Source organism: Bradyrhizobium sp. NP1 (genome assembly GCF_030378205.1).
Lineage (GTDB): Bacteria > Pseudomonadota > Alphaproteobacteria > Rhizobiales > Xanthobacteraceae > Bradyrhizobium.
The window spans coordinates 2,824,930-2,847,216 of sequence record NZ_CP127385.1; the positions used below are offsets into that span (position 1 = coordinate 2,824,930).

Sequence of the window (22,287 nt, forward strand, 5' to 3'; positions counted from 1 at the left end):
GAACGGAAAGCGGTTGTTCCCCGGGGAACCCATTTTAGGTATTATGGTAAGGAAAACGGCGAACAGATGAAGGTATAAGCGGCCGGCACTCAATTGTTCGTCACTTTACGCCCGTCAATGTCGGCTATATCAGGCCGCCCTGCGAATTCGCCATTTTTTCGGCCTCTTGTGCCTGGCCGCGGCGAAAAACCACCCAAACAACGTTAGCCCGCCTCCAGGAACTCCGCTAGACAGCGAACGTTTTCGGCAGGCTTTTAACGCTAGAAAGAGTAGATGTGCTGACACGTATTGTCGTCTCGATTGTCAAAGGCTGCACGCGATTTGCCCTTCCGACCCTGCTTGTGGCGCTCGTGCTTGCGGTCGGGGCAGGCTTCTACGCAGCGAAGCACTTTGCGATCAACACCGACATCAACACCCTGATTTCGGACAAGCTCGACTGGCGCCAGCGCGACCAGGTGTTCGACCGCGCGTTTGATCGCGACTCCACCATTCTGGCGGTCGTCGAGGCACCGACGCCCGAGCTCACGAAGTCGGCTGCCGAGGCGCTGGAGCAGAAGCTCAAGGGCGACACCAAAAACTTCCACTCCATGCAGCCGCTCGGCTCCGGCGATTTCTTCAACAAGAACGGCCTCCTGTTTCTGCCGACCGAGCAGCTCGCCCGGCTGACCGGCCAGTTCGAATCGGCGGCCCCCCTGATCGAGATCATGGCCGGCGATCCCTCGATCCGCGGGCTGACGGGTGCGCTGGAAACCGGCCTTGCCGGCGTGCAGCGCGGCCAGGTCAAGCTCGACAGCACGGCGCGCCCCTTCAACCTGATCGCGCAAACCGTCGAGGACATCCTCAACAAGGGCAATGCCACTTTCTCCTGGCGCGAACTGACCAGCGACAAGCCGCTCACCGATTCGGACCGGCGCGCCTTCATCGAGTTCAAGCCGGTGCTGGACTACAAGGCGCTGGAGCCGGGCAAGGATGCCACCGATGCGATCCGCAAGGCCGCGGCCGAGGCGGAATTTCCGGCCAAATACCAGGCCCGCGTCCGCCTGACGGGGCCGGTTCCGATCGCCAACGAAGAATACGCGACCGTGCAGGAGGGCGCCGTCGTCAACGGCCTTGGCACCGTCCTGGTCGTGCTCTTGATCCTGTGGCTTGCGCTGCATTCGGCGAAGATCATTTTTGCCGTGTTCGTGAACCTGTTTATCGGCCTGTCGATCACGACGGCGCTCGGGCTTGCGATGGTCGGCTCGCTGAACCTGCTGTCGGTGGCGTTTGCGGTGCTGTTCGTCGGCCTCGGCGTCGACTTCGGCATCCAGTTTTCCGTCCGCTATCGCTCCGAGCGCTTCAAGAACGACAACCTTGCCGAAGCGCTCGAGGAAGCCGCGCGCCGTGCGGCCGTGCCGCTGTCGCTCGCGGCGATGGCGACCGCCGCCGGCTTCCTCTGCTTCCTGCCGACCGACTACAAGGGCATCTCCGAACTCGGCGCGATCGCCGGCGTCGGCATGATCGTCGCGTTCACCTCCAGCATCACGGTGCTGCCGGCGCTGCTCAAGCTGCTCAACCCGCCGGGCGAGAAGGAGCCGGTCGGCTATGCGTTCCTCGCTCCGGTCGACCGTTTTCTGGAGCAGCACCGCGTCATCATCGTGGTCGGAACGCTCCTGGTGGCGCTCGGCGGCCTGCCGCTGCTCTACTTCATGAAGTTCGACTTCAACCCGATGAACCTGCGCAATCCCAAGGCCGAATCCATCGCCACCTTCCTCGACCTGCGCAAGGATCCGAACACCGGCGCCAACGCCATCAACGTCCTGACCCATTCGGAGGCCGAAGCGAAGCAGATCGAGGCGAAGCTGGAAAAATTGCCCGAGGTGCTGCGGGTCCAGTCGCTCGACAGCTTCGTGCCGGAGGATCAGCCGGCCAAGCTCAAGCTGATCGCGCAGGCGGGCCGGGTGCTCAATCCCGCGCTCAATCCGGATTCGGTCGATGCGCCGCCTACCGACCAGGAGAATGTCGATTCGCTCAAGAGCTCGGCGGGCACCCTGCGCAAGGTCGCCGGCGACGGGAAAGGTTCCGGCGCGGTCGCCGCGCGGCGGCTGGCAGACGCGCTGTCGAAACTGGCCGACAGCAGCGAGGACACGCGCAACAAGGCCCAGGCGATCTTCGTGACGCCGCTGAACATCGTGCTCGACCAGCTCAAGGATTCGCTGCAGGCGCAGCCCGTCAGCCTGAAGACGCTGCCGCCCGACATCGTCAATGCCTGGAAGGCCAAGGATGGCCTGATCCGGGTCGAGGTGCTGCCGAAGGGCGATCCCAACGACAATGACAACCTGCGCCACTTCGCCAATGCGGTGCTGGCGGCGCAGCCGACCGCGATCGGCGGCCCGGTGTCGATCCTCAAATCCGGCGATACCGTGGTGAAGGCGTTCATCCACGCCGGCATCTATGCGCTGGTCGTGATCGGCCTGCTGCTGTGGATCACGCTGCGCCGGATCACCGACGTCGCGATGACGCTGGTGCCGCTGTTGGTGGCGGGTGCCGTGACCCTCGAGATCTGCGTGCTGATCGGATTGCCGCTCAACTTCGCCAACATCGTCGCATTGCCGCTGCTGCTCGGCATCGGCGTCGCCTTCAAGATCTACTATGTCGTGGCGTGGCGCTCGGGCAGGACGAATCTGCTGCAAACCAGCCTGACACGGGCAATCTTTTTCAGCGCGCTGACCACGGCGACCGCGTTCGGCAGCCTGTGGCTGTCGTCGCATCCGGGAACGTCGAGCATGGGCAAGCTGCTGGCGCTGTCGCTGCTCACCACGCTTGCCGCAGTGCTGCTGTTCCAGCCCGCGCTAATGGGCAAACCGCGCGATGTCGGGGAGTAGGCAGATGTCGCCGACGGGATCGGCCGGCTGAGGCTGAACGCCGGCCTTCTTGCCCGCGCCCGGCGTGCCCGCGGTTTTCGGGGCGGGGGCGGCGCCCGTCGTTCCGCTCTTGGGCGCGCCCTTGGCCATGCTGTTGACGGGGCTTGCCGGAATCGGAGGAGCGACCCGGGTCCAGGTTTCGCCGCCGCAGAGGAAGCCGAGCACGCAGCCCTTGATCTCGAGCTGGTCGGAACCCGTGGGCGTGATCGTGGCGCTGTAGGTTTGCCCGTCCTTGGCGTTGTAGACTTGGCCTTCCCATTGATCGGCGCCGGCTTTTTTCTTCATGTCGAGCAGGATCGGCATGGCCAGCGTCGGCCTGTTCTTTTTTGAGACATCCGGATTGTTACTGTCACGGCCGCCGGGCTCTTTTTCCCAGACCACGACGCCCCACATACTGCCATTGCATTGAGCAACGCGGATGCTGGCAACGCCGTCGGCAACCCGCCAGTCCCCGGTGGGATCGGCGGCCTTGGCTGAAATGAGGCCTGCCGCCAAAAAGACTACAGAATAAAGTAGTGTTTGCATGGTAACTCTTGGGCAGTGCAACATATTAGAGCCTGTGCTTCCTTGGGCGGGCCAAACCACGGCAAAACGCCGCGCATTGAGCGATTGTAGTTGACGAACCGACCCTCAACCGACCTATGTAACCGATGCTAAGTTCAAATCTAGACGTTTCCGAGATGTTTGTGGAGCGCCAGGCGCAGCGCAGTTCCATGCATGCGCGCCACCTCAACGAGCAACTCGTCCGAGTCCTCAAGACCATCGGTTACGACGTCGGATTCCAGAAGGGCCAGGGGCAGTACCTCTTCGATCGTGAAGGCGCGCGCTATCTCGACCTATTGAGCGGTTTTGGCGTTTTTGCGATTGGTCGCAATCACCCGGCGCTGCGTTCAGCGCTCAAGAGCGTGCTCGACAGCGACCTGCCGAATCTCGTGCAGCTCGACGTCTCGACGCTGGCCGGCGTGCTGGCCGAGCGGCTGCTTAAATACGCTCCGTATCTGGACAAGGTGTTTTTCGCCAATTCCGGTGCGGAGACCGTCGAGGCCGCGATCAAGTTCGCCCGCGGCGCTACCGGGCGGCCCGGAATCGTGCATTGCGCGCACTCGTTCCACGGCCTGTCCTACGGCGCATTGTCGCTCACCGACGATCCAAATTTCCGCAGCGGCTTCGAGCCCTTGTTGCCCGGCTGCACGGCGATCCCGTTCAACGATCTGGCCGCGCTCGAGCAGGCGCTGTCGTCGCGCGAGGTGGCCGCCTTCATCGTCGAGCCGATCCAGGGCAAGGGCGTCAACATGCCCACCGACGAGTTCCTGCCCGGCGCGGCTGCGCTGTGCCGCAAATACGGCACGATCTTCATCGCCGACGAAATCCAGACCGGCATCGGGCGCACCGGCCGCTTCCTCGCGGTGGAGCACTGGAACGTCGAGCCCGACATGGTGCTGCTCGCCAAGGCGCTGTCCGGCGGCCATGTCCCGGTCGGGGCGCTGCTGACGCGCAAGAGCATCTTCGACAAGATCTTCAACCAGATGGACCGTGCGGTCGTGCACGGCTCGACCTTCGCCAAGAACGATCTCGCGATGGCCGCCGGCATCGCAACGCTCGAGGTGATCGAGCAGGAGAAGCTGATCGAGGCCGCCGCCAAGCGCGGCGCCGAGCTCAGGCTGGCGCTGACGCGGATGGTTCCGGGCTACGAGCTGATGAAGGAAGTGCGCGGCAAGGGCCTGATGATCGGCGTCGAGTTCGGGCCGCCGAAATCGCTGCGGCTGAAGGCGTCGTGGAACGTGCTGGAGACCGCCAACAAGGGCCTGTTCTGCCAGCTCATCACGGTGCCGCTGTTCAAGGACCACAAGATCCTCACGCAGGTCGCCGGCCACGGCAGCCACACCATCAAGCTGTTGCCGCCGCTGGTCATCACCGAAGACGACTGCAAATGGATCGAGACGGCGTTCGATACCGTGATCGCCTCGAGCCACAAGGTCCCCGGCGCGATCTGGTCGCTCGGCAAGACGCTGGTCGACAACGCGGTGCGCCGCTCGGCGTAACGCCGGTGCCGCCTTCCGGGACGTCAAGTCGGCGCGGTCAGCCTTCGGTATTCGCCCGCAGCGCGTTTTCGAGCTTGTCGCCGAACTCGGCGAGCTCGTCGGCGCCGATGTCGCTCACAGCCCAGTAGTTCAGCCCGCGATCGCTCCAGCGGCGGATGTTGAAGCCCTGAACGGTGTCCATCTTGGCCGCGCGATGCTCCATGCTCGCCGTTTGCGACACGAACAGGTTGATCACATGGGCACGGCGCCGATAGACCACGGCGCCGATGGCCCGGGCGTCGACGTAATCGAGGCGGCCGCCGATCAGGGTGAAGCCCTGCGTAGTGAGGTCGATCACCGGCGGGGAGACATCGAGCTTGCCGTTGAACCACGGCTTCACCGTATGCTTGTCGGTGGAGATCACGTCGGTCAGGTGCCCGGCCTGCAACGAGCGCAGATGCGCCGAGACGATCTCGGATTCGATGTGCTGCTGGTCGTCATTGCGCAGCACGATCGCGACGAGCCCGGTCGCGGCCATCGCGGACACCGCCGATCCCATCGCAAAGCCGCGCAGCACCGCGCGCCGGCTCGGCAGCGGCACCACCTGCGCCTGAACCTGCGCGGGTGCCTGGGACGGCGCCTGCACCGCCGCCTCTGGCTGGGGCAGGGCCGCCTCGATCCGCTGCCTGAGCGAAGCCGGCGCCTTGTAGCTCAAATCGGTCGCAGCCATCAGGCGGCGCATCTCGCGGTAGCTTGCAAGCTCCGATGCGCAGGCCGGACAGGCCGCGATCTGCTTTTCGATCTCGCGGGCGTGCCCGGCGTCGAGTTCGCCGTCGAGCAGTGCGTGAAGCATGGTCTCGTCGTGGTCGCAACTCATCTCACTTGCTCCTGTTCCGCAAGCCAGGCCGAACGCAGCATGGCGCGGGCGCGCGCGAGGCGGGACATCACGGTGCCGACTGGGGCGCCGACCGCCTCGGCGATTTCGCGATATGAAAGGTTGTTGATCTCACGCAGCACGAAAGTCTCCCGGAACGGTTCGGCAAGCGCCGCGACCAGCCGGCGGACAGTGTCGGCGTCGCGCGTGCGCAGCATCTGGGCCTCCGGCGTTTCCTGCGCTTCGTTCCACAGCGGTGTCTGGTCGGCGCCTTCCGGCAGGTCGTCGATCGCACCCGTCGGCGAGTTCGCGCGGCGCGCGTATTCGGCCCGGCAGACGTTGCGCAGGATCGCGAACAGCCACGGCTTCATGGCCGGACCGCGATAGCCGTCGAAATGTTTCAGCGCGCGCAAATAGCATTCCTGAACCGCATCCTCCGCATCGTTTGCGTCGCGCAGCAAATAGCGCGCCAGCGTGTAGACGTCGTCCAGATGAGGCAGCGCCGCCTCGCGAAAGCGGCGCGCCTTCTCGGGGTCGTCATTGGCAGCTTTGACCGGCATCGCCCTTGGCTCGGCTTTGACTGGATGAGCATATGCCCGGCCGGCAGGAACCCACCGGCCGGGCATTGTTGTGATGCCTTGGTTTGGGCCGCTACTCAACCTTGATCGTCCCTGTCATGTGCGGGTGGAGCGAACAAAAGTACTTGTAGTCGCCGGCCGCGGTGAACGTGAACGAGAAGCCGTCGTCGGTGTCCATGGTCTTGGACCTGAACTTGCCCGCCGACACCACGGTGTGGGGGATGTCGTCATGGTTGGTCCAGGTAACGGTGTCGCCGACTTTCACCGAGACCTGCTGGGGGGCAAAGGTGAAATTGTCGATCGTGACCTTCACCTCCTCGGCATGGGCCGACAGGATACCGAACGGCAATAGGAGGGCCGAGGCCACGGCGAGACGAGCGCCGAGGCCACGGAGCATGGCTGATGTCATAGCTCGAATTCCCTTATCCCTGCAGCGGCGTGTCGATAATGGCCAGACGCTGGTCACCGAGCTTGAAGTTGACGCTGGCGATGCCGAGCACGCTGCGCAGCTTGTCGTCCGCGACCTTCATAGGTCCGGGCGAGGAAGCGGTGCCGGGTGCCGGCTGCGGGAAGGCCGTCGAACGCGCGGTGTGGAAGGTCACGGCGCCTTCGACCTTCTGCATCACCTGGTGGATGTGGCCGTTGAGCACCGTCACCGAGCCGAAGCCCTTCATGTATTCGAGCGCGCGGGCGCCGTCCTCGGTGCCCCAGCCCCACTCCTGGTAGACCGTCCAGAGCGGGATATGGGCGAACACCACGATGGGCGTGGATTTCGAGCGGCCCTTGAGGTCGTTCTCGAGCCATTCGAGCTGCTCGGCGCCGAGATTGCCCAGCCCGCCGGCCTTCAGGTCGACGACGTTGACGAGGCCGATGAAATGCACCCCGTTGGCGTCGAACGAGTACCAGCCGGCGCCCTTGGTGCCCTTGCCGTAGCGCTCCTTGTAGAACTTGACCTCCTCGTCCAGGAAATCGTGCTCGCCCGGCACGTAGTGCACGTCGAGCTTGGCCTGCGAGATGATGCGATCGGCATTGTCGAACTCCGCCTGCTTCGACAGATGCGTGATGTCGCCGGTGTGGATCATGAACGAGGGCTTCTTCTGCAGCCCGTTGATCTTGTTGATGGCTTCCTCGAGCGTGCCGAGCGCGTTCGGGTTGGCCGGCTTGTCGAAGCCGACATGGCTGTCGCTGATCTGCAGGAAGGTGAGCCCGGACGCCTCGGCCGCCGCAGCCGAACCGATCAGGCCCAGCGAACGGGGCACGCCGCCGGAAATGGTCCAGAGTACGCCGGTGCCGGCCCAGGTCATGCATTCCAGCACGTGGCGACGGCTGACGCCGTGGCCGTCATCATGGTGATCGTGATCGCTCATCGCGCTTTTCTCCGCTTTGAACCCCTGATTGGGTCCGCCCACCTGATCGGCCAAGCGCCGCCCTTATTCCCGGCATCCCAGCGAAAAATCTTTTTTCCGACGCGGGGTTAATGACGACTTCGTGAGTGCGACGTGAGTAGCCAGCGCAAGCCTCCGCCGGGTGGGCACGGGGGCTTTGCTTTCAGGATCGCGGGGGGGCCGCGTTATTTCATCACTTTCAAGGGTTTGCTTGGTGAATTGTGATGTCGTGCTGGAACTTGGTCGGGCGGCCCGTCCACTGGCGCGCACTTTGACGATCGCCGGCGCGACGATCAGCGCGCGTCCTGAAGGATCATGGTGGCGGCTTTTTCCGCGATCATGGCGGTCGGGGTGTTGGTGTTGCCCGACGTGATGGTCGGCATCACGGAGGCGTCCGCCACGCGCAGGTTCGCGATCCCGCGAAACCGCAGCCGCTCGTCGACCACGGCCATGGGATCGTTCGCCATCCCCATCTTGGCCGTGCCCACGGGGTGGAAGATGGTGGTGCCGATGTCGCCGGCGGCTTTGGCAAGGGAAACCTCGTCGTCGCCGACTGAAGGGCCCGGCAGGAATTCGACCGGCCGGTAGCGCGCGAGCGCCTGCTGGCGCATCAGCCGCCGCGTGACGCGGATGGCGTCGGCGGCGACCTGGCGGTCGTCGTCGCTCGACAGGTAGTTCGGCGCGATCGCGGGGGCCTGATCGGGCTTTTCGGAGCGGATGCGCACCGTGCCGCGCGAGGTCGGCTGCAGATTGCAGGCGCTCACCGTGATCGCCGGGAAGCGGTGCAGGGGATCGCCGAACTTGTCGAGCGACAGCGGCTGCACGTGAAACTGGATGTTGGCGCGGGAGCGGGTGGCGTCGGAGCGCGTGAAGATCCCGAGTTGCGAGGGCGCCATGGTCAACGGGCCGCGGCGGCGGAGCGCATAATCGAGCCCCATCAGGGCGCGCCGCGGCAGCGAGTAATAGGTCTCGTTCAGCGTGCGGATGCCCTCGACCTTGTAGATCGCACGCTGCTGCAGGTGGTCCTGCAAATTGCGCCCGACGCCCTGCCGGTCGAGCACGACTTCAATGCCAAGCGGCCCCAGCCAATCCGCTGGCCCGATGCCGGAGCGGTGCAACACCTGGGTCGATCCGATCGAGCCGGCGGAGAGGATCACTTCGCCCTTCGCGCGTGCCTCGACGGCCTCATTGCCCTGGATGAAGCGCACGCCGACCGCGCGGCCGTTCTCGACGATGAGGCGATCCACGAGCACGTGCTTTTCCAGCCGCAGGTTGGGGCGATGCAGCGCGGGCTTCAAAAAACCGCGCGCCGAGGACCAGCGGCGGCCGCGCTTCTGGTTGACGTGGAAATAGCTGATGCCCTCATTGTCGCCTGTGTTGAAATCGGGAATGCGCTTGATGCCCATCTGCTCGGCGGCGTCGCCCACCGCGTCCAGAATGGCCCAGGACAGCCGCGGCGCCTCGATGCGCCAGCCGCCGCCTACGCCATGGTGCTCGCTTTCGCCCAGGAAATGATCCTCCAGCCGCCTGAACAGCGGCAGCACGTCCGAATACGCCCACCCGGCGAGGCCAAGCTGGCGCCAGTGGTCGTAGTCGGCCGCTTGTCCCCGCATCGAGATCATGGCGTTGATGGCGGAGCAGCCGCCGATCACCTTGCCGCGCGGGTAGGCCAGTGACCGACCGTTGAGGCCGGGCTCGGCCTCGGTCCGGAACATCCAGTCCGAGCGCGGATTGCCGATGGCGAAGAGATAGCCGACCGGAATGTGGAACCAGATCCAGTTGTCGTCGCCGCCCGCTTCCAGGATCAGCACGCGATTTTTCGGATCGGCGGAGAGGCGGTTGGCAAGGATGCAGCCCGCGGTGCCCGCACCTACGATGACATAGTCGAAGTCGCCCTCAAGCTGTCGTGCCATCTCGCATTTCGCCCGCCGTCAGCCCCGGCTTGATGCCGGGCATCCACGTCCTTGCTTCTCTATTAGTCGGACGCGGATGGCCGGGACAAGCCCGGCTTTTGCAGGCCCTTGGTCGGCGTTCGGGCATCCCCGGCAGGCTTGGGTGGATTGCGCGGGCCGTGCTACACAAGACGTTCAACCCATAAGAAACCGGACCCGCCATGCCCATCGTCAACCGCGTCGCCGATCTGCAACCCGATATCCAGGCCTGGCGCCGGGACCTCCACGCGCATCCCGAAGTGCTCTACGAGGTGCATCGCACGGCCGCCTTCGTCGCCGAGCGACTGCGCGAATTCGGCTGCGACGAGGTCGCAACGGGTCTTGGCAAGACCGGCGTGGTCGGCGTCATCAAGGGCAGGAAGCCGGCCGGCGGCGACGTCAAGGTGATCGGCTTGCGCGCCGACATGGACGCGCTGCCGATCGAGGAGCAGACCGGGCTGCCTTACGCCTCCAAGACCCCGGGCCAGATGCACGCCTGCGGCCATGACGGCCATACCGCGATGCTCCTGGGCGCGGCGCGCTACCTCGCCGAGACCCGGAATTTCGCCGGCCAGGCGGTCGTGGTGTTCCAGCCGGCGGAGGAGGGCGGCGCGGGTGCCGCCGCGATGATCAAGGACGGGCTGATGGAGCGCTTTGCCATCGACCAGATCTACGGCATGCACAACGGCCCCGGCATGCCGATCGGCTCGTTCGCGATCCGCACCGGCCCGATCATGGCGGCGACCGATTCCATCGACATCAACATCGAGGGCATCGGTGGCCACGCGGCGCGGCCGCACAAGAGTCTCGATTCCGTCCTCGTCGGCGCCGAACTGATCACGGCGCTGCAGCAGATCGTCTCGCGCAACGTCGATCCGCTCGACGCTGCGGTGATCTCGATGTGCGAATTCCACGCCGGCAACGCCCGCAACGTGATCCCGCAGACCGCGGTGCTTCGCGGCACCGTGCGCACGCTGACCGCCGAAGTGCGCGAGCTGGTCGAGAAGCGGGTGCGTGCGGTGGTGGCCGGCGTCGCGCAGATGACCGGCGCCAAGATCGACCTCACCTATGAGCGCGGTTATCCCGTCACCAACAATCACGCGGTACAGACGCAGTTCGCGACCAGGGTCGCGAAGGAAATTGCGGGCGACACCAATGTGCACGAGATGCCGCCGCTGATGGGTGCGGAGGATTTCGCCTATATGCTGGAGAAGCGGCCGGGCGCCTTCATCTTCTGCGGCAATGGCGACAGCGCCGGCCTGCACCATCCGGCCTACAATTTCAGTGACGAGGCGATCGTGTTCGGCACCTCGTACTGGATCAAGCTGGTCGAGAACACGCTGCCGGCGTGAGAGGTCATTTGCGAGGGAAATGAGTAGGGTGGGCAAAGCGGAGCGTGCCCACCGCGATGATGGCGACCTCGAACGTCACATCGATTACATTCATTTCAATCCAGTCAAACATGGGCTCGTTACGCGCGTCGTCGATTGGCCGCACAGCAACTTTTCGCTTTGTCGCGCGCGGGCTGCTCGTCTCCGACCGGGGTGGAGACATAAGGGATATCTTGGGATCGTTCGGTGAATGAACGGTGGGCACGCTTCGCTTTGCCCACCCTACGGGAATTTGGCGCTTGCGATCGCCAATGCCAAAAGGCCCGCGCCGAGCGCGGGCCTTCTGTTTTGGACTGCCGCGCGGCCTCTCGCGTACTCAGAACAGGCGCGAGAAGATCACGTAGAGGCAGCCCGAGATCAGGATCGCGGCCGGCAGCGTCAGCACCCAGGCCATCACCATGTTGCGGATGGTTGCGACCTGAAGCCCTGAGCCGTTGGCCGCCATCGCGCCCGCGACGCCCGAGGACAGCACGTGCGTGGTCGATACCGGGAGCCCGAAATTGTCGGCGGCGAAGATCGTTGCGGCCGCGACCAGTTCGGCGGAGGCTCCCTGCGCATAGGTGAGGTGGGTCTTGCCGATCTTCTCGCCGACCGTGACCACGATCCGCTTCCAGCCGATCATGGTGCCGAGCCCGAGCGCGATCGCGACCGCGACCTTGACCCAGGTCGGGATGAACTTGGTGGCGTTGTCGAGCGAGGCCTTGTAGGCGTTCAAGGTCGCGACCTCCTCCTTGTTGAGATCGTTCTCCTTGTCCTTCATCAGGAAGCGGATCGCTTCCGAGGTCAGGTACATGTCGTTGCGGGTGTTGCCGACGACCTCCGCAGGCACCTTGCTGAGCGAGCCGTATTTCTGCACCTGGTCGCCGACGTCCTTCACCAGCACCGCGAGCGAAGGATAGGTGCCCTCATTGAGGTGGTGCTGCGAGACATATTGCGTCACCGCGGGCCGCGGATCGCCGATGATGCTGTGGCCGGCGCCCTTGGCCGCGATCACCTTGGAGGCGGCGTCCGACGTCTGCTGGAACTGCGCGACCTGGGATTCCGGCAGTGCGCGGTTGAGCGCATAGGCGGTCGGCACGGTGCCGATCAGGATCAGCATGATCAGGCCCATGCCCTTCTGGCCGTCATTCGAGCCGTGCGCGAAGCTGACGCCGGTGCAGGTCAGGATCAGCAGGCCGCGGATCCAGAGCGGCGGCGCCTTGTTGCCTTCGGGCGCGGCGTAGAGCGCGGGGTTGCGGACGATCACCCTCAACAACATCAGCAGCAGCGCGGCGCAGATGAAGCCGACCAGCGGCGAGAGCAGCAGCGCATAGCCGATCTCGGTCGCCTTGCCCCAGTCGACGCCCGAGGTGCCGTCGCGGCCGCGCAGCAGCGCGTTGGCGACGCCGACGCCGATGATCGAGCCGATCAGCGTGTGGGAAGAGGAGGCGGGCAGCCCGAAATACCAGGTGCCGAGATTCCACAGGATCGCGGCGATCAGCAGCGCGAACACCATGGCGAAGCCGGCGCTGGAGCCGACCTGCAGGATCAGCTCGACCGGCAGGAGCGAGACGATGCCGAAGGCGACCGCGCCGGTCGAGGTGAGCACGCCGAGGAAGTTGAACAGCCCGGACCACATCACGGCGGCTTCGGCCGGCAGCGAATGGGTGTAGATGACGGTTGCGACCGCGTTGGCGGTGTCGTGGAAGCCGTTCACGAACTCGAAGCCGAGCGCGATCAGGAGCGCGACGAACAGCAGGATATAGGGCAGGTAGGTGGTGACGCGGGCACCGGTCGCGTCGACGTCGACATAAATGCTGTAGGCGACAAAGAGCAATCCGGCGGCGAGGATGCCGAAGAAAATGATCATCGTCAGCGGGTTGAAGCCCTTGTCGAGGTTGGGCCGCGATGCCGGCTGGATCGGCGCGCCCTCGCTCATCGACGGATTTAATGCAACGTCGGTCATTCTGACCCCCATGAAAGTCACTGAAGGCCCATTTGTGACCGATGGATTTGAAGGTTAGATGACACAGGCCGGGCTTGTTGATGCGGCGCAGCAACCACGAAAATCATGCGTGATGCGTTATGTGATGCAGTGAATTGAGATCGATGCCTGGGAGCCGTGATTGCGCGGAGCGAAGGCGACGAAACAACGCCCATCGGTGCCGGCAGGATGCTGGATTGCTTTGCGGAGCCCGCGAGGGCGCATTCGCGTGGCCTATTTGCTCGCAAGGATGATGCGCGAGGGGCGTTTCACGCCGCGCGCGCCGATTTCTTCAAAAAGTCTGCCGCGAGCTTCAGGTCGTCGACGAAGCGCTGATATTCGAGCGCCTTTGCCTCTTCGTCCGGCAGCCGCAAGAGATAGGACGGATGCACCGTCACCAGCGCCTTGGTGTTGTCGTCGAGATCGATCAGCCGGCCGCGGTTCTTGTTGATGGGCGTGATCTTGCCCAGCACGCATTGCGCAGCGGTGGCGCCCATCGCCACCACGAGGCCGGGCCTGATGGCGGCAAGCTCGCGCTCATACCACGGCCGGCAGGCCTTGATCTCCGGCGTCGACGGCTTCTGGTGCAGCCGGATCTTGCCGCGCGGCACGAATTTGAAGTGCTTCACCGCGTTGGTGATGTAGACCTTGCTGCGGTTGATGCCGGCCTCTTCCAGTGCGCGGTCGAGCATCTGGCCTGCGGGCCCGACGAAGGGCAGGCCTGCGAGGTCTTCCTTGTCGCCGGGCTGCTCGCCGACCAAGACGATCGAGGCGTCTTGCGGACCTTCGCCGAACACGGTCTGGGTCGCGTTCTTCCAGAGCGGGCAGGCGCGGCAGGAGGCTGCTTCCTCGCGCAGCGTCGCGATAGTGTCCGTCGAGGTTGCAGGCTTGCGTTTCATCGAGGCTTCCGGCCGTTGCGGGATTGAAGCCGCACCGGCGATCCTTGTACCGGTCCAGTATTCGGCATCGGCGATCAGAGGCTTAATGATCGAACTGTCGTGCAGGTTCCTCCAGGATCGTGTCGGCATGTCCTCCATGGTCTTCAGCCGCACCCGCGTCGGATCGAAGATGGGTGCACAGTAGCGGCGCCAGATTTCTTCCAGCCTGTCCTCGGCTGGTGTTTCGGCGCGCGCGATCCCTGCGGTATCGCGACGGCATGACCGTCCCAATGCGCGCAGACATCAGGGGTCAGGATCGACCAGGGCATGTCGGCATAACGGCTTGCGAAGAACGGTGCGGTTGCCGCGACAATGTGATGCTCGGGCTCGAACCAGGCGACGAAATGCGACTTCTGCTCGCGGCCGACTTCGCGGAAGCGGACGAGAGTTTGCATCCTCTGCTGGTCGCGATGCACCGCCTTCGCCATTTCAGTCACCCGCGCGACCTCAGGGTCGTCGGCCACATTCAGCAGATCATGATGGCTGCGCAGCCGCCACAACAGGCGGTAGAGCAGGTCGAAGCGGTTGACGTCGCGGTGCAGGATCGCGGCCTGCGCGCGTTCGACAAACTTCGCCGCGACGCTGAACGTGTCGGCGGATGTGTCGAGCGGCTCTGTTGCGACCGCCTCGCTGCCTCCCACCGTCCACGTCACCTCGGCGGGGCTTATGTCGTTGAGCGCCAGCGCGCGCGCAGCCCTGCGCCAGCCATCGAAATCGGTTTCGCTGTCGAGCGAGATGCGATGCATGGGCTTTCCTTTCGTCATGACCTAGTGCCCGCTTTCCGAAGTTCGTGAACCATCGCCGCGACCTCTTGCACGAACTTCGGAAAGCAAAGGGCACTAGCAAACCTATGATTTCAGTGCCGCTTTCGATCTGACGTTCCTGAGACGATCTCGCTGCAACCACTGCAGGAACGTCAGATCGGCGGCACAGATGCGAAGTGACGAGGCAGGCGGCTATCGGCTTGAATCGCATTGATTTTGCTGATGAATTTTCAGGTGTCTCAAGTCGATTGACTCTTGGGAGCCTGTTAGCTTTATATTAGAACATATCATGAACAAATGGGCCAGATCCTGGTTCTCTAAAAACCAGCAATGGCCTCATCACCTCTTGAGGAGCGGCGCATGACCAGCGCACGCCTGAGCACGCTTGCGTCCTTGCGCGGCGACATCGCGCGCCTGGAAAGTTCGCCTGCAGCCGATGCGCTGAAGAAGGCCCGGCTCGGCCATGCCTTAGCCGACGCGGCGCTGCATGGCGGGCTCGCCGCGGCCGCCGTGCATGAAGTGTTTTCCGAAGGCCATCAGAGCGCAGCCGCCACCGGATTCATCGCAGGGCTCGCTGCGCGCGTCGCGCCGCGCCGGCCGCTGGTCTGGGTGCGGCAGGATTTTTCCGCCATCGAAGCCGGCGCGCTGTCGATGGCGGGGCTTGCCGAACTCGGCCTCGATCCGCGCGCGCTGGTAAGCGTGCATGCGGCCGATGCCGAGGGCGCCTTGCGGATCGCAGCCGATGCGCTCGCCTGCGACGCGGTCGGCGCGGTCGTTCTGGAAGTATGGGGCGAGGCGCGCTCGTTCGATCTGGTCGCAAGCCGCAAGCTGACACTGACTGCGCAGGCGTCCGGGGCGACCGGCCTGTTGCTGCGGATCGCGGCAAAACCTTCTCCCTCCACCGCGGAGACGCGCTGGATCGTGCGCGCGGCGCATTCGCCGCCGGCGGCACGCTTTGCCGCATGGGGCGCGCCGGTGTTCGACGCCGAGCTCGCTCGCAACCGTCATGGCCCGGTCGGTCGTTGGATCATGGAATGGAAATGTGATGAGTGCCTTTTCGCAGAACCAGCGGCGTATTCTCAGCCTGTGGCTGCCGCGCCTGCCCATCGACCGCATCCGGCGCAAACTGTCCGGCGGCAACGACGCGCCGGGTAATCATGCGGGCCGTATCCCGTGTGTCGTCATTGCGAAACAGAACAATGCGGTGACGCTTTATGCCGTCGACGATGAAGCCGCGCGCGGGGGCCTGACGATCGGGCTGCCGCTCGCCAACGCCCGCGCCATCTGCCCGGAGCTCACCGTGTTCGACGCCGACGAGTCGGCCGACGCCAGGACGCTCGAGGACATCGCCGCCTGGTGCGACCGCTTCACGCCCCTGGTGGCGCTCGATCCGCCGCATGGCCTGTTCCTCGACATCACCGGCTGCGCCCATCTGTTCGGCGGCGAGGCCGCGCTGCTCCGCCAGGTCAGCGATGAATTGCGGCGGCAGGGTTTTGTCGTCAGTGCGGCGATTGCCGGCACGTCCGTCTGTGCGCGCACGCTGACGCGCTGTGCTTCCGGCGTGATCGTGGAGGAGGGCGGCGAAGCCGCCGCCGTCCAGCGGCTGCCGGTCGCCGCGCTCGGCGCCGACGAGGCGATCGCGAGCGGCCTGCGCCGGGCCGGCTTGAAGACGATCGGCGACGTCGCTGCGCGCGCCAGCCATGAAATTGCGGCGCGCTTCGGCGCCGGCTTCACGACGCTATTGGCGCAGGCGCTCGGCCAGGACGATACGCCGATCAGTCCGCGCAAGCCGGCGCCGGATTATATCGTCGAGAAGCGCTTTGCCGAGCCGGTCGCAACCGACGGTGCGATCCGGCTCACTTTGTTGCATCTGGCGCAGACGCTGGTCGCCGCGATGGATCGGCAGGGCAAGGGCGCGCGGCGGCTGGAGGCGAGCTTCTTCCGCACCGACGGCGCGGTGCGCGCGATCGTGGTCGAGACCGGGCGGCCCGTGACCAGGGCCAATGTGATCGAGCGCCTGTTCCGCGAGCGGCTCGAGGCGCTGAACGACCCCCTCGACCCCGGTTTCGGCTTCGACCTCATACGCCTCTCCGCCGGTCATGCCGAGATCGTCGTGCAGCAGCAGCGTGATCTCGACGCCAACGTCCATGACAGCGACGTGCTCTCGGCCCTGATCGACCGCATCGCTGCGCGGATCGGAGGCAAACGCATCGTCGTGCATCTGCCGCAGGATAGCCATATCCCCGAGCGCGCGGTCATGGCCGCGCCGGCGCAGCATCATTTGATGGCCGCGGGCGAAGCAGCCTGGCCCGTGCGCATGGAGGGCGAGCCGCCGCTGCGGCCTTTGCGGCTGTTCGAGCGGCCGGAGCCGATCAAGGTGCCGTTTGCGACCGTGCCGGACGGACCGCCGCATCATTTCACCTGGCGCCGCGCCACCCATGTCGTGGTGCGGGTCGAGGGACCCGAGCGCATCGCCATGGAATGGTGGAAGCAGGATGGTGCGACGCTGACGCGCGACTATTTCCGCGTCGAGGACGAGGCGGGCCTGCGCTTCTGGATTTTTCGCGACGGGCTTTACGGCAGCGAGCTTGTCGACGGCGAGGGCAAGCCCATGCCGGCCAACTGGTTCGTGCACGGGCTGTTCGCATGAGCATGCATGAGCCTTCCTATGCCGAGATCGGCATCACGACCAATTTCTCCTTCCTGCGCGGCGGCTCGCATCCGCAGGAATATGTGCAGCAGGCCGGCGAATTGCGGCTGGCCGCGATCGGGATCGCCGACCACAACACGCTCGCCGGCATCGTGCGTGCCTATAGCGAGCTCGATAATCCCGAGATCAAGCACAGGCTGAAGCTTCTGATCGGCGCGCGCCTCGTCTTCATCGACGGCACGCCCGATATCCTCGTCTATCCGCGCGACCGTGCCGCCTACGGCCGGCTGTGCCAGCTCCTCACCCACGGCAAGCGCGCCGCAGAAAAGGGCGAGTGCCATTTGCGGTTCGACGATCTCCTGGAATTCTCGGATGGCCAGCTTCTTGCGGTGAGCCTGCCGTATCGCTTCGAGGCGGACGCGGTGCATAAGGTGCTGGAGCGCTTGCGCGCAAGCTCTGCCGACGGCGTGTGGCTCGTGGCAAGCCTGCTCTATCGCGGCGACGACCAGCGCCGCCTGATGCGGCTTTCCAACATCGCAGCCAGAGACAACGTGCCGCTACTGGCGACCAACGAGGTGCTGTACCACCATCCCGCGCGCCGGCCGCTGCAGGATGTCGTGAGCTGCATCCGGGAGAAGACCACGATCGAGGCGATCGGCAGGAAGCTGGAGGCCAATGCCGAGCGGCATCTCAAGCCGGCTTCCGAAATGGCGCGGCTGTTTCGCGATTTTCCCGAGGCGATCGCGGAAACCCTGCGCTTTGCCGATCGCATCAATTTCTCGCTCGACCAGCTCAAATATCAATATCCCGACGAGCCGGTGCCGCCGGGCAAGACCGCGCAGCGACATCTGGAGGATCTCACCTGGGCCGGTGCGCACAAGCGCTTCCCGGTGCGGATCGCACCCAAGACCAAAAAGGTGCTGCACAAGGAACTGCGCCTGATCCGCAAGCTGAAATACGCGCATTATTTCCTGACCGTGCACGACATCGTGCATTACGCGCGCAGTCAGGACATCCTGTGCCAGGGCAGGGGATCGGCGGCGAATTCCGCGGTCTGCTACGTGCTCGGCGTGACCTCGGTCGATCCGACCAAGGTCGATCTCCTGTTCGAGCGCTTCATCTCCAAGGAGCGGCTGGAGCCGCCCGACATCGACGTCGATTTCGAGCATTCGCGCCGCGAGGAGGTGATGCAATATGTCTATCGCCGCTACGGCCGCCACCGCGCCGCCATCATCGCGACCGTGATCCACTATAGGCCGCGCAGCGCGATCCGCGACGTCGGCAAGGCGCTGGGGCTGACCGAGGACGTTACCGCGGCGCTCGCCGACACCGTGTGGGGAAGCTGGGGCAAGGGCCTCAACGACATGCAGGTGAGGCAGGCGGGGCTCGATCCTGACAACGCGATGATCGGCCTTGCCGTCGAGCTTGCGACCGAGCTGATCGAATTCCCGCGCCATCTGTCGCAGCATGTCGGCGGTTATGTGCTCACCCAGGATCGGCTCGACACCTATGTGCCGATCGGCAATGCCGCGATGGAGGACCGCACCTTCATCGAATGGGACAAGGACGACGTCGATGCGCTGAACATGATGAAGGTCGATGTGCTGGCGCTGGGCATGCTGACCTGCATCCGCAAATGCTTCGATCTGGTCGCACTCCACAAGGGCAGGCGCTACGAGCTGGCGGACATCCGGGCCGAGGATGACGACGAAGTCTTCCAGATGCTGCAGAAGGGCGAGTCGCTCGGCGTGTTCCAGGTCGAAAGCCGCGCGCAGATGAACATGCTGCCGCGCCTGAAGCCGAAGACCTTCTACGACCTCGTCATCGAGGTCGCGATCGTCCGCCCGGGGCCGATCCAGGGCGACATGGTGCATCCCTATTTGCGACGGAGAAATGGCGTGGAAAAGGAGAACTATCCCTCGCCGTCGCCCGAACACGGCCCATCGGACGAGCTCTACAAGGTGCTGCACAAGACGCTCGGTGTGCCGCTGTTCCAGGAGCAGGCGATGCGGATCGCGATCGAAGCGGCTGGATTTACTTCAGAGGAGGCCAACGGACTGCGCCGTGCGATGGCGACATTTCGTAACGTTGGAACGATCGGAAATTTTGAAGACAAGATGATCGGAAACATGATCCGGCGAGGTTATGATCCCCAATTTGCAAAGAATTGCTTCGACCAGATCAAGGGATTCGGCTCCTACGGCTTTCCGGAAAGCCATGCCGCGAGCTTCGCCCAGCTCGTCTATGTCTCGTCATGGCTGAAATACTGGCATCCCGATGCGTTCTGTTGCGGCTTGTTGAATTCGCAGCCGATGGGTTTTTACGCACCGGCGCAGATCGTCGGCGACGCCCGCAAGAACGGCGTCGAGGTACGCGAGGTCGATGTGTCCCATAGTTTCGCGCAGAACATGCTGGAGCAGGCGGACGGCAAATATTGCGCGGTGCGGCTCGGCTTCCGCCAGATCGACGGCTTCAGCTGGCTCGATCCGGATGAGCGGCGGTTGAAGCGCCTGCAGCGGCTGTTGCGGAACGACACGAATGCGGATGACGAAGGTGAAGACTGGGCCGACCGCATCGTCGCTGCGCGCGCACGCCGCCCGTTCACCACGCTGGAGGATTTTGCCCGCGATACCGCACTTCCCAAGCGCGCGCTGATCCTGCTCGCGGATGCCGATGCGTTCCGCTCGATCGGGCTCGACCGCCGCGCCGCGCTTTGGGCGGTGCGGCGGCTGCCCAACGATGTGGCGCTGCCGCTGTTCGAGGCGGCGATCGCGCGCGAGCAGCCGGACGAAGGCGCAAAGCCGTTGCCCCCGATGCCGCTGCCGGAGCAGGTGGTCGCCGATTACCAGACCATTCGCCTGTCACTCAAAGGTCATCCGATGGAATTTCTGCGCGCGATGTTCGCAAAAGAGCGCGTCGTGCCGTGCCGCGAGGTCTGTCGGAAGAACGACAAGCTCACCATGCGCTGCGCCGGCGTGGTGCTGGTGCGCCAGCGCCCGGGCAGCGCCAAGGGCGTCGTCTTCATGACGCTGGAGGACGAAACCGGCATCGCCAATATCGTGGTGTGGCCGAAGGTGATGGAGAAATTCCGTAAAGAGGTAATGGGTTCGCGGCTCATCCTGGTCGAGGGCCATATCCAGAGCAGCCCGGAAGGGGTGACGCATCTGGTGGCGCAGCGCATGGTCGACCGCTCGCGCGATCTGATCGGGCTTGCCGACGACACGCCGGCCCGCAGGCATCCGGTTCCCGCGGGGCTCGCGCTGGTCGAACCGCTCAATGACGATCGGCGCGACCACATCGATACGCCGGCGCAGAAAATCCGCCATCCGCGCAACGTGCGCATCCTGCCGCCGTCGCGGGATTTTCATTGAGGGCTGTTACACCCATCGGGTGTCATGGCCGGGCTTGACCCGGCCATCCATCGCGTCTTGAATCGTTTTTAAGAGCGATGGATATGCGGGGCAAGCCAGCGTATGACGAGTCGAAGCATGCAAACCCCTCGCGACATCCTTTCCGACCTCTGGAAACTTGCTGGCGGCGCGCCGGCCGCGCTCGAGGCGGTCACGCTGACCGGCGAGGAGCCGCAACTGCCGTCTTCGTTCCGCGTCGCCGCTGCGGCGCAGGCGAGCGTGGCGGCGGCTGCTCTCGCCGCCGCGGAGATCTGGAGGGCGCGCAGCGGAGCGGCGCAACAGGTCGCGGTCGACATGCGCCACGCTGTCGTCGAATGCCGCAGCGAGCGCTACCTGCGTGCCGACGGCAAGCCGCCGCCGCCGGCCTGGGACGCGATCGCCGGCGTCTATCGCACGGGCGATGCGCGCTTCGTCCGCCTCCACACCAACTTCCCGCATCACCGCGACGCCGTCTGCAAGGTGCTGAACTGCAAGGCCGAGCGCGACGAGGTGCAGGCTCGGCTGATGCTATGGGACGGCGAGGCGTTCGAGACCGCGGCCTATGACGCGGGCGGCGTGGTTGCGCTGATGCGCTCTTACGAGGAATGGTCGGCGCTGCCGCAGGCACGCGCTCTTGCAGACCTGCCGACCTTTACGATCGAGAAGATCGGCGAAGCGCCGCCGAAACCGTGGCCGGCGGGCGATCGGCCGCTGTCGGGGCTTCGCGTGCTCGATCTGTCGCGGGTGATCGCGGGGCCGGTCGCGGGGCGCACGCTCGCGGCGCACGGCGCCGACGTCATGCTGATCGCAGGGCCCGACCTGCCGGCGATCCCCTGGCTCACCATCGACACCGGCCGCGGCAAGCTCTCGAGCTTCGTCGAACTGAAAAGCGAGCAGGGCAGGGCAACATTGCGTGGCCTGCTCGCGCAAGCCGACATCTTCTCGCAGGGCTACCGGCCGCGCGCGATCGCGTCGCTCGGCTTCTCGCCGGAGCAGGCGGCCGAGATCAGCCCGGGCATCGTCTATGTTTCGCTCTCGGCCTATGGCCACGCCGGGCCGTGGGCGAGCCGCCGCGGCTTCGATTCCCTGGTGCAGACCGCGACCGGCTTCAACCATGCCGAAGGCCGGGCTGCCGGCGTCGACGGGCCGAAGGAATTGCCGGCGCAGATGCTCGACCACGCGACCGGCCACCTGATGGCGTTCGCCACCATGATGGCAAGGGCGCGCCAGGCGCGCGAAGGCGGGAGCTGGCTGGTGCGTGTGTCGCTGGCGCAGACCGGACGCTGGCTGTGGAATCTCGGCCGCCTCGCCGACGGTTTGAAGGCAGACGACCTCAAGGGCGAGGCCATCCGGCCCTGTATCGAGGACATGCCGTCGGGCTTTGGCCTGCTCAACGCTGTCAGCTACTCGGCAAAACTGTCGAAGACCCCTGCCTTCTGGGCGCGTCCGGCCGTGCCGCTCGGCAGCCACGCGCCGGAGTGGCCGGCGCGCGATTAGCGC

General features: G+C 65.0%; 14 protein-coding genes and 1 pseudogene. 7 read left to right on the forward strand and 8 right to left on the reverse strand.

All coding sequences use genetic code 11. The features are described 5' to 3' along the window. Positions 1-275: 275 nt before the first annotated feature. Positions 276-2,864, forward strand: coding sequence for a hopanoid transporter HpnN (gene hpnN / locus QOU61_RS13360; RefSeq protein ID WP_289659083.1), 2,589 nt, complete (start codon positions 276-278; stop codon positions 2,862-2,864). Here the strand turns inward: hpnN and QOU61_RS13365 are convergent. After that, complete coding sequence (locus QOU61_RS13365) at positions 2,832-3,428, reverse strand: DUF2147 domain-containing protein (protein ID WP_289661492.1); 597 nt, start codon at positions 3,426-3,428, stop codon at positions 2,832-2,834. The genes hpnN and QOU61_RS13365 overlap by 33 nt on opposite strands. Before the next feature lie 125 nt (positions 3,429-3,553). Here QOU61_RS13365 and hpnO point away from each other — a divergent pair, with 125 nt between their 5' ends. Beyond that, a complete protein-coding gene (hpnO, locus tag QOU61_RS13370) occupies positions 3,554-4,945 on the forward strand; it encodes an aminobacteriohopanetriol synthase HpnO (protein WP_289659084.1) in 1,392 nt (463 codons plus the stop codon). Positions 4,946-4,982: 37 nt separating this feature from the next. Here the strand turns inward: hpnO and QOU61_RS13375 are convergent, their stop codons facing one another. The 5 genes from QOU61_RS13375 to QOU61_RS13395 form a co-directional block, all read right to left on the reverse strand. Continuing rightward, positions 4,983-5,801, reverse strand: a complete 819-nt coding sequence (locus tag QOU61_RS13375; protein ID WP_289659085.1) for an anti-sigma factor family protein — start codon at positions 5,799-5,801, stop codon at positions 4,983-4,985. Continuing rightward, positions 5,798-6,358, reverse strand: a complete 561-nt coding sequence (locus QOU61_RS13380) for a sigma-70 family RNA polymerase sigma factor (protein WP_289659087.1) — start codon at positions 6,356-6,358, stop codon at positions 5,798-5,800. Before QOU61_RS13380 ends, QOU61_RS13375 begins: the two co-directional genes overlap by 4 nt. A 91-nt stretch (positions 6,359-6,449) precedes the next feature. Beyond that, positions 6,450-6,785: a cupredoxin domain-containing protein gene (locus QOU61_RS13385; protein WP_289659089.1), complete on the reverse strand. Its 336-nt coding sequence runs from the start codon at positions 6,783-6,785 to the stop codon at positions 6,450-6,452. A 13-nt stretch (positions 6,786-6,798) separates the two neighbouring features. Next, positions 6,799-7,743 (reverse strand): metallophosphoesterase family protein, encoded by a 945-nt coding sequence (locus QOU61_RS13390; protein WP_289659091.1) that lies wholly within the window; start codon positions 7,741-7,743, stop codon positions 6,799-6,801. Positions 7,744-8,054: 311 nt separating this feature from the next. Beyond that, positions 8,055-9,674 carry a GMC family oxidoreductase gene (locus QOU61_RS13395; protein WP_289659093.1) on the reverse strand — a complete coding sequence of 540 codons (1,620 nt, stop codon included), beginning with the start codon at positions 9,672-9,674 and terminating at the stop codon, positions 8,055-8,057. A 200-nt stretch (positions 9,675-9,874) separates the two neighbouring features. On the opposite strand from QOU61_RS13395, the gene QOU61_RS13400 reads away from it, so the two are divergent. Next, a complete protein-coding gene (locus tag QOU61_RS13400; RefSeq protein ID WP_289659096.1) occupies positions 9,875-11,044 on the forward strand; it encodes a M20 aminoacylase family protein in 1,170 nt (389 codons plus the stop codon). Positions 11,045-11,399: 355 nt separating this feature from the next. On the opposite strand, the gene QOU61_RS13410 is transcribed toward QOU61_RS13400, so the two are convergent. Both QOU61_RS13410 and QOU61_RS13415 read right to left on the reverse strand, forming a co-directional pair. Then, positions 11,400-13,028, reverse strand: coding sequence for an inorganic phosphate transporter (locus QOU61_RS13410; RefSeq protein WP_289659098.1), 1,629 nt, complete (start codon positions 13,026-13,028; stop codon positions 11,400-11,402). A 287-nt stretch (positions 13,029-13,315) separates the two neighbouring features. Continuing rightward, positions 13,316-14,730: pseudogene (locus QOU61_RS13415) on the reverse strand (UdgX family uracil-DNA binding protein). A gap of 378 nt (positions 14,731-15,108) precedes the next feature. Here QOU61_RS13415 and QOU61_RS13420 point away from each other — a divergent pair. The 4 genes from QOU61_RS13420 (at position 15,109) to QOU61_RS13435 (ending at position 22,284) form a co-directional block, all read left to right on the forward strand. Next, positions 15,109-15,903 carry an ImuA family protein gene (locus QOU61_RS13420; RefSeq protein WP_289659100.1) on the forward strand — a complete coding sequence of 265 codons (795 nt, stop codon included), beginning with the start codon at positions 15,109-15,111 and terminating at the stop codon, positions 15,901-15,903. Continuing rightward, a complete protein-coding gene (locus QOU61_RS13425) occupies positions 15,794-17,398 on the forward strand; it encodes a Y-family DNA polymerase (protein WP_289659102.1) in 1,605 nt (534 codons plus the stop codon). The genes QOU61_RS13420 and QOU61_RS13425 overlap by 110 nt, the downstream gene beginning before the upstream one ends. A gap of 2 nt (positions 17,399-17,400) precedes the next feature. After that, positions 17,401-20,769 (forward strand): error-prone DNA polymerase, encoded by a 3,369-nt coding sequence (locus tag QOU61_RS13430; RefSeq protein WP_289661494.1) that lies wholly within the window; start codon positions 17,401-17,403, stop codon positions 20,767-20,769. Positions 20,770-20,886: 117 nt separating this feature from the next. Then, the gene (locus QOU61_RS13435) at positions 20,887-22,284 is read left to right on the forward strand and encodes a CoA transferase (RefSeq protein WP_289659103.1); all 1,398 of its coding nucleotides are present in this window, start codon (positions 20,887-20,889) and stop codon (positions 22,282-22,284) included. Positions 22,285-22,287 lie beyond the last annotated feature (3 nt).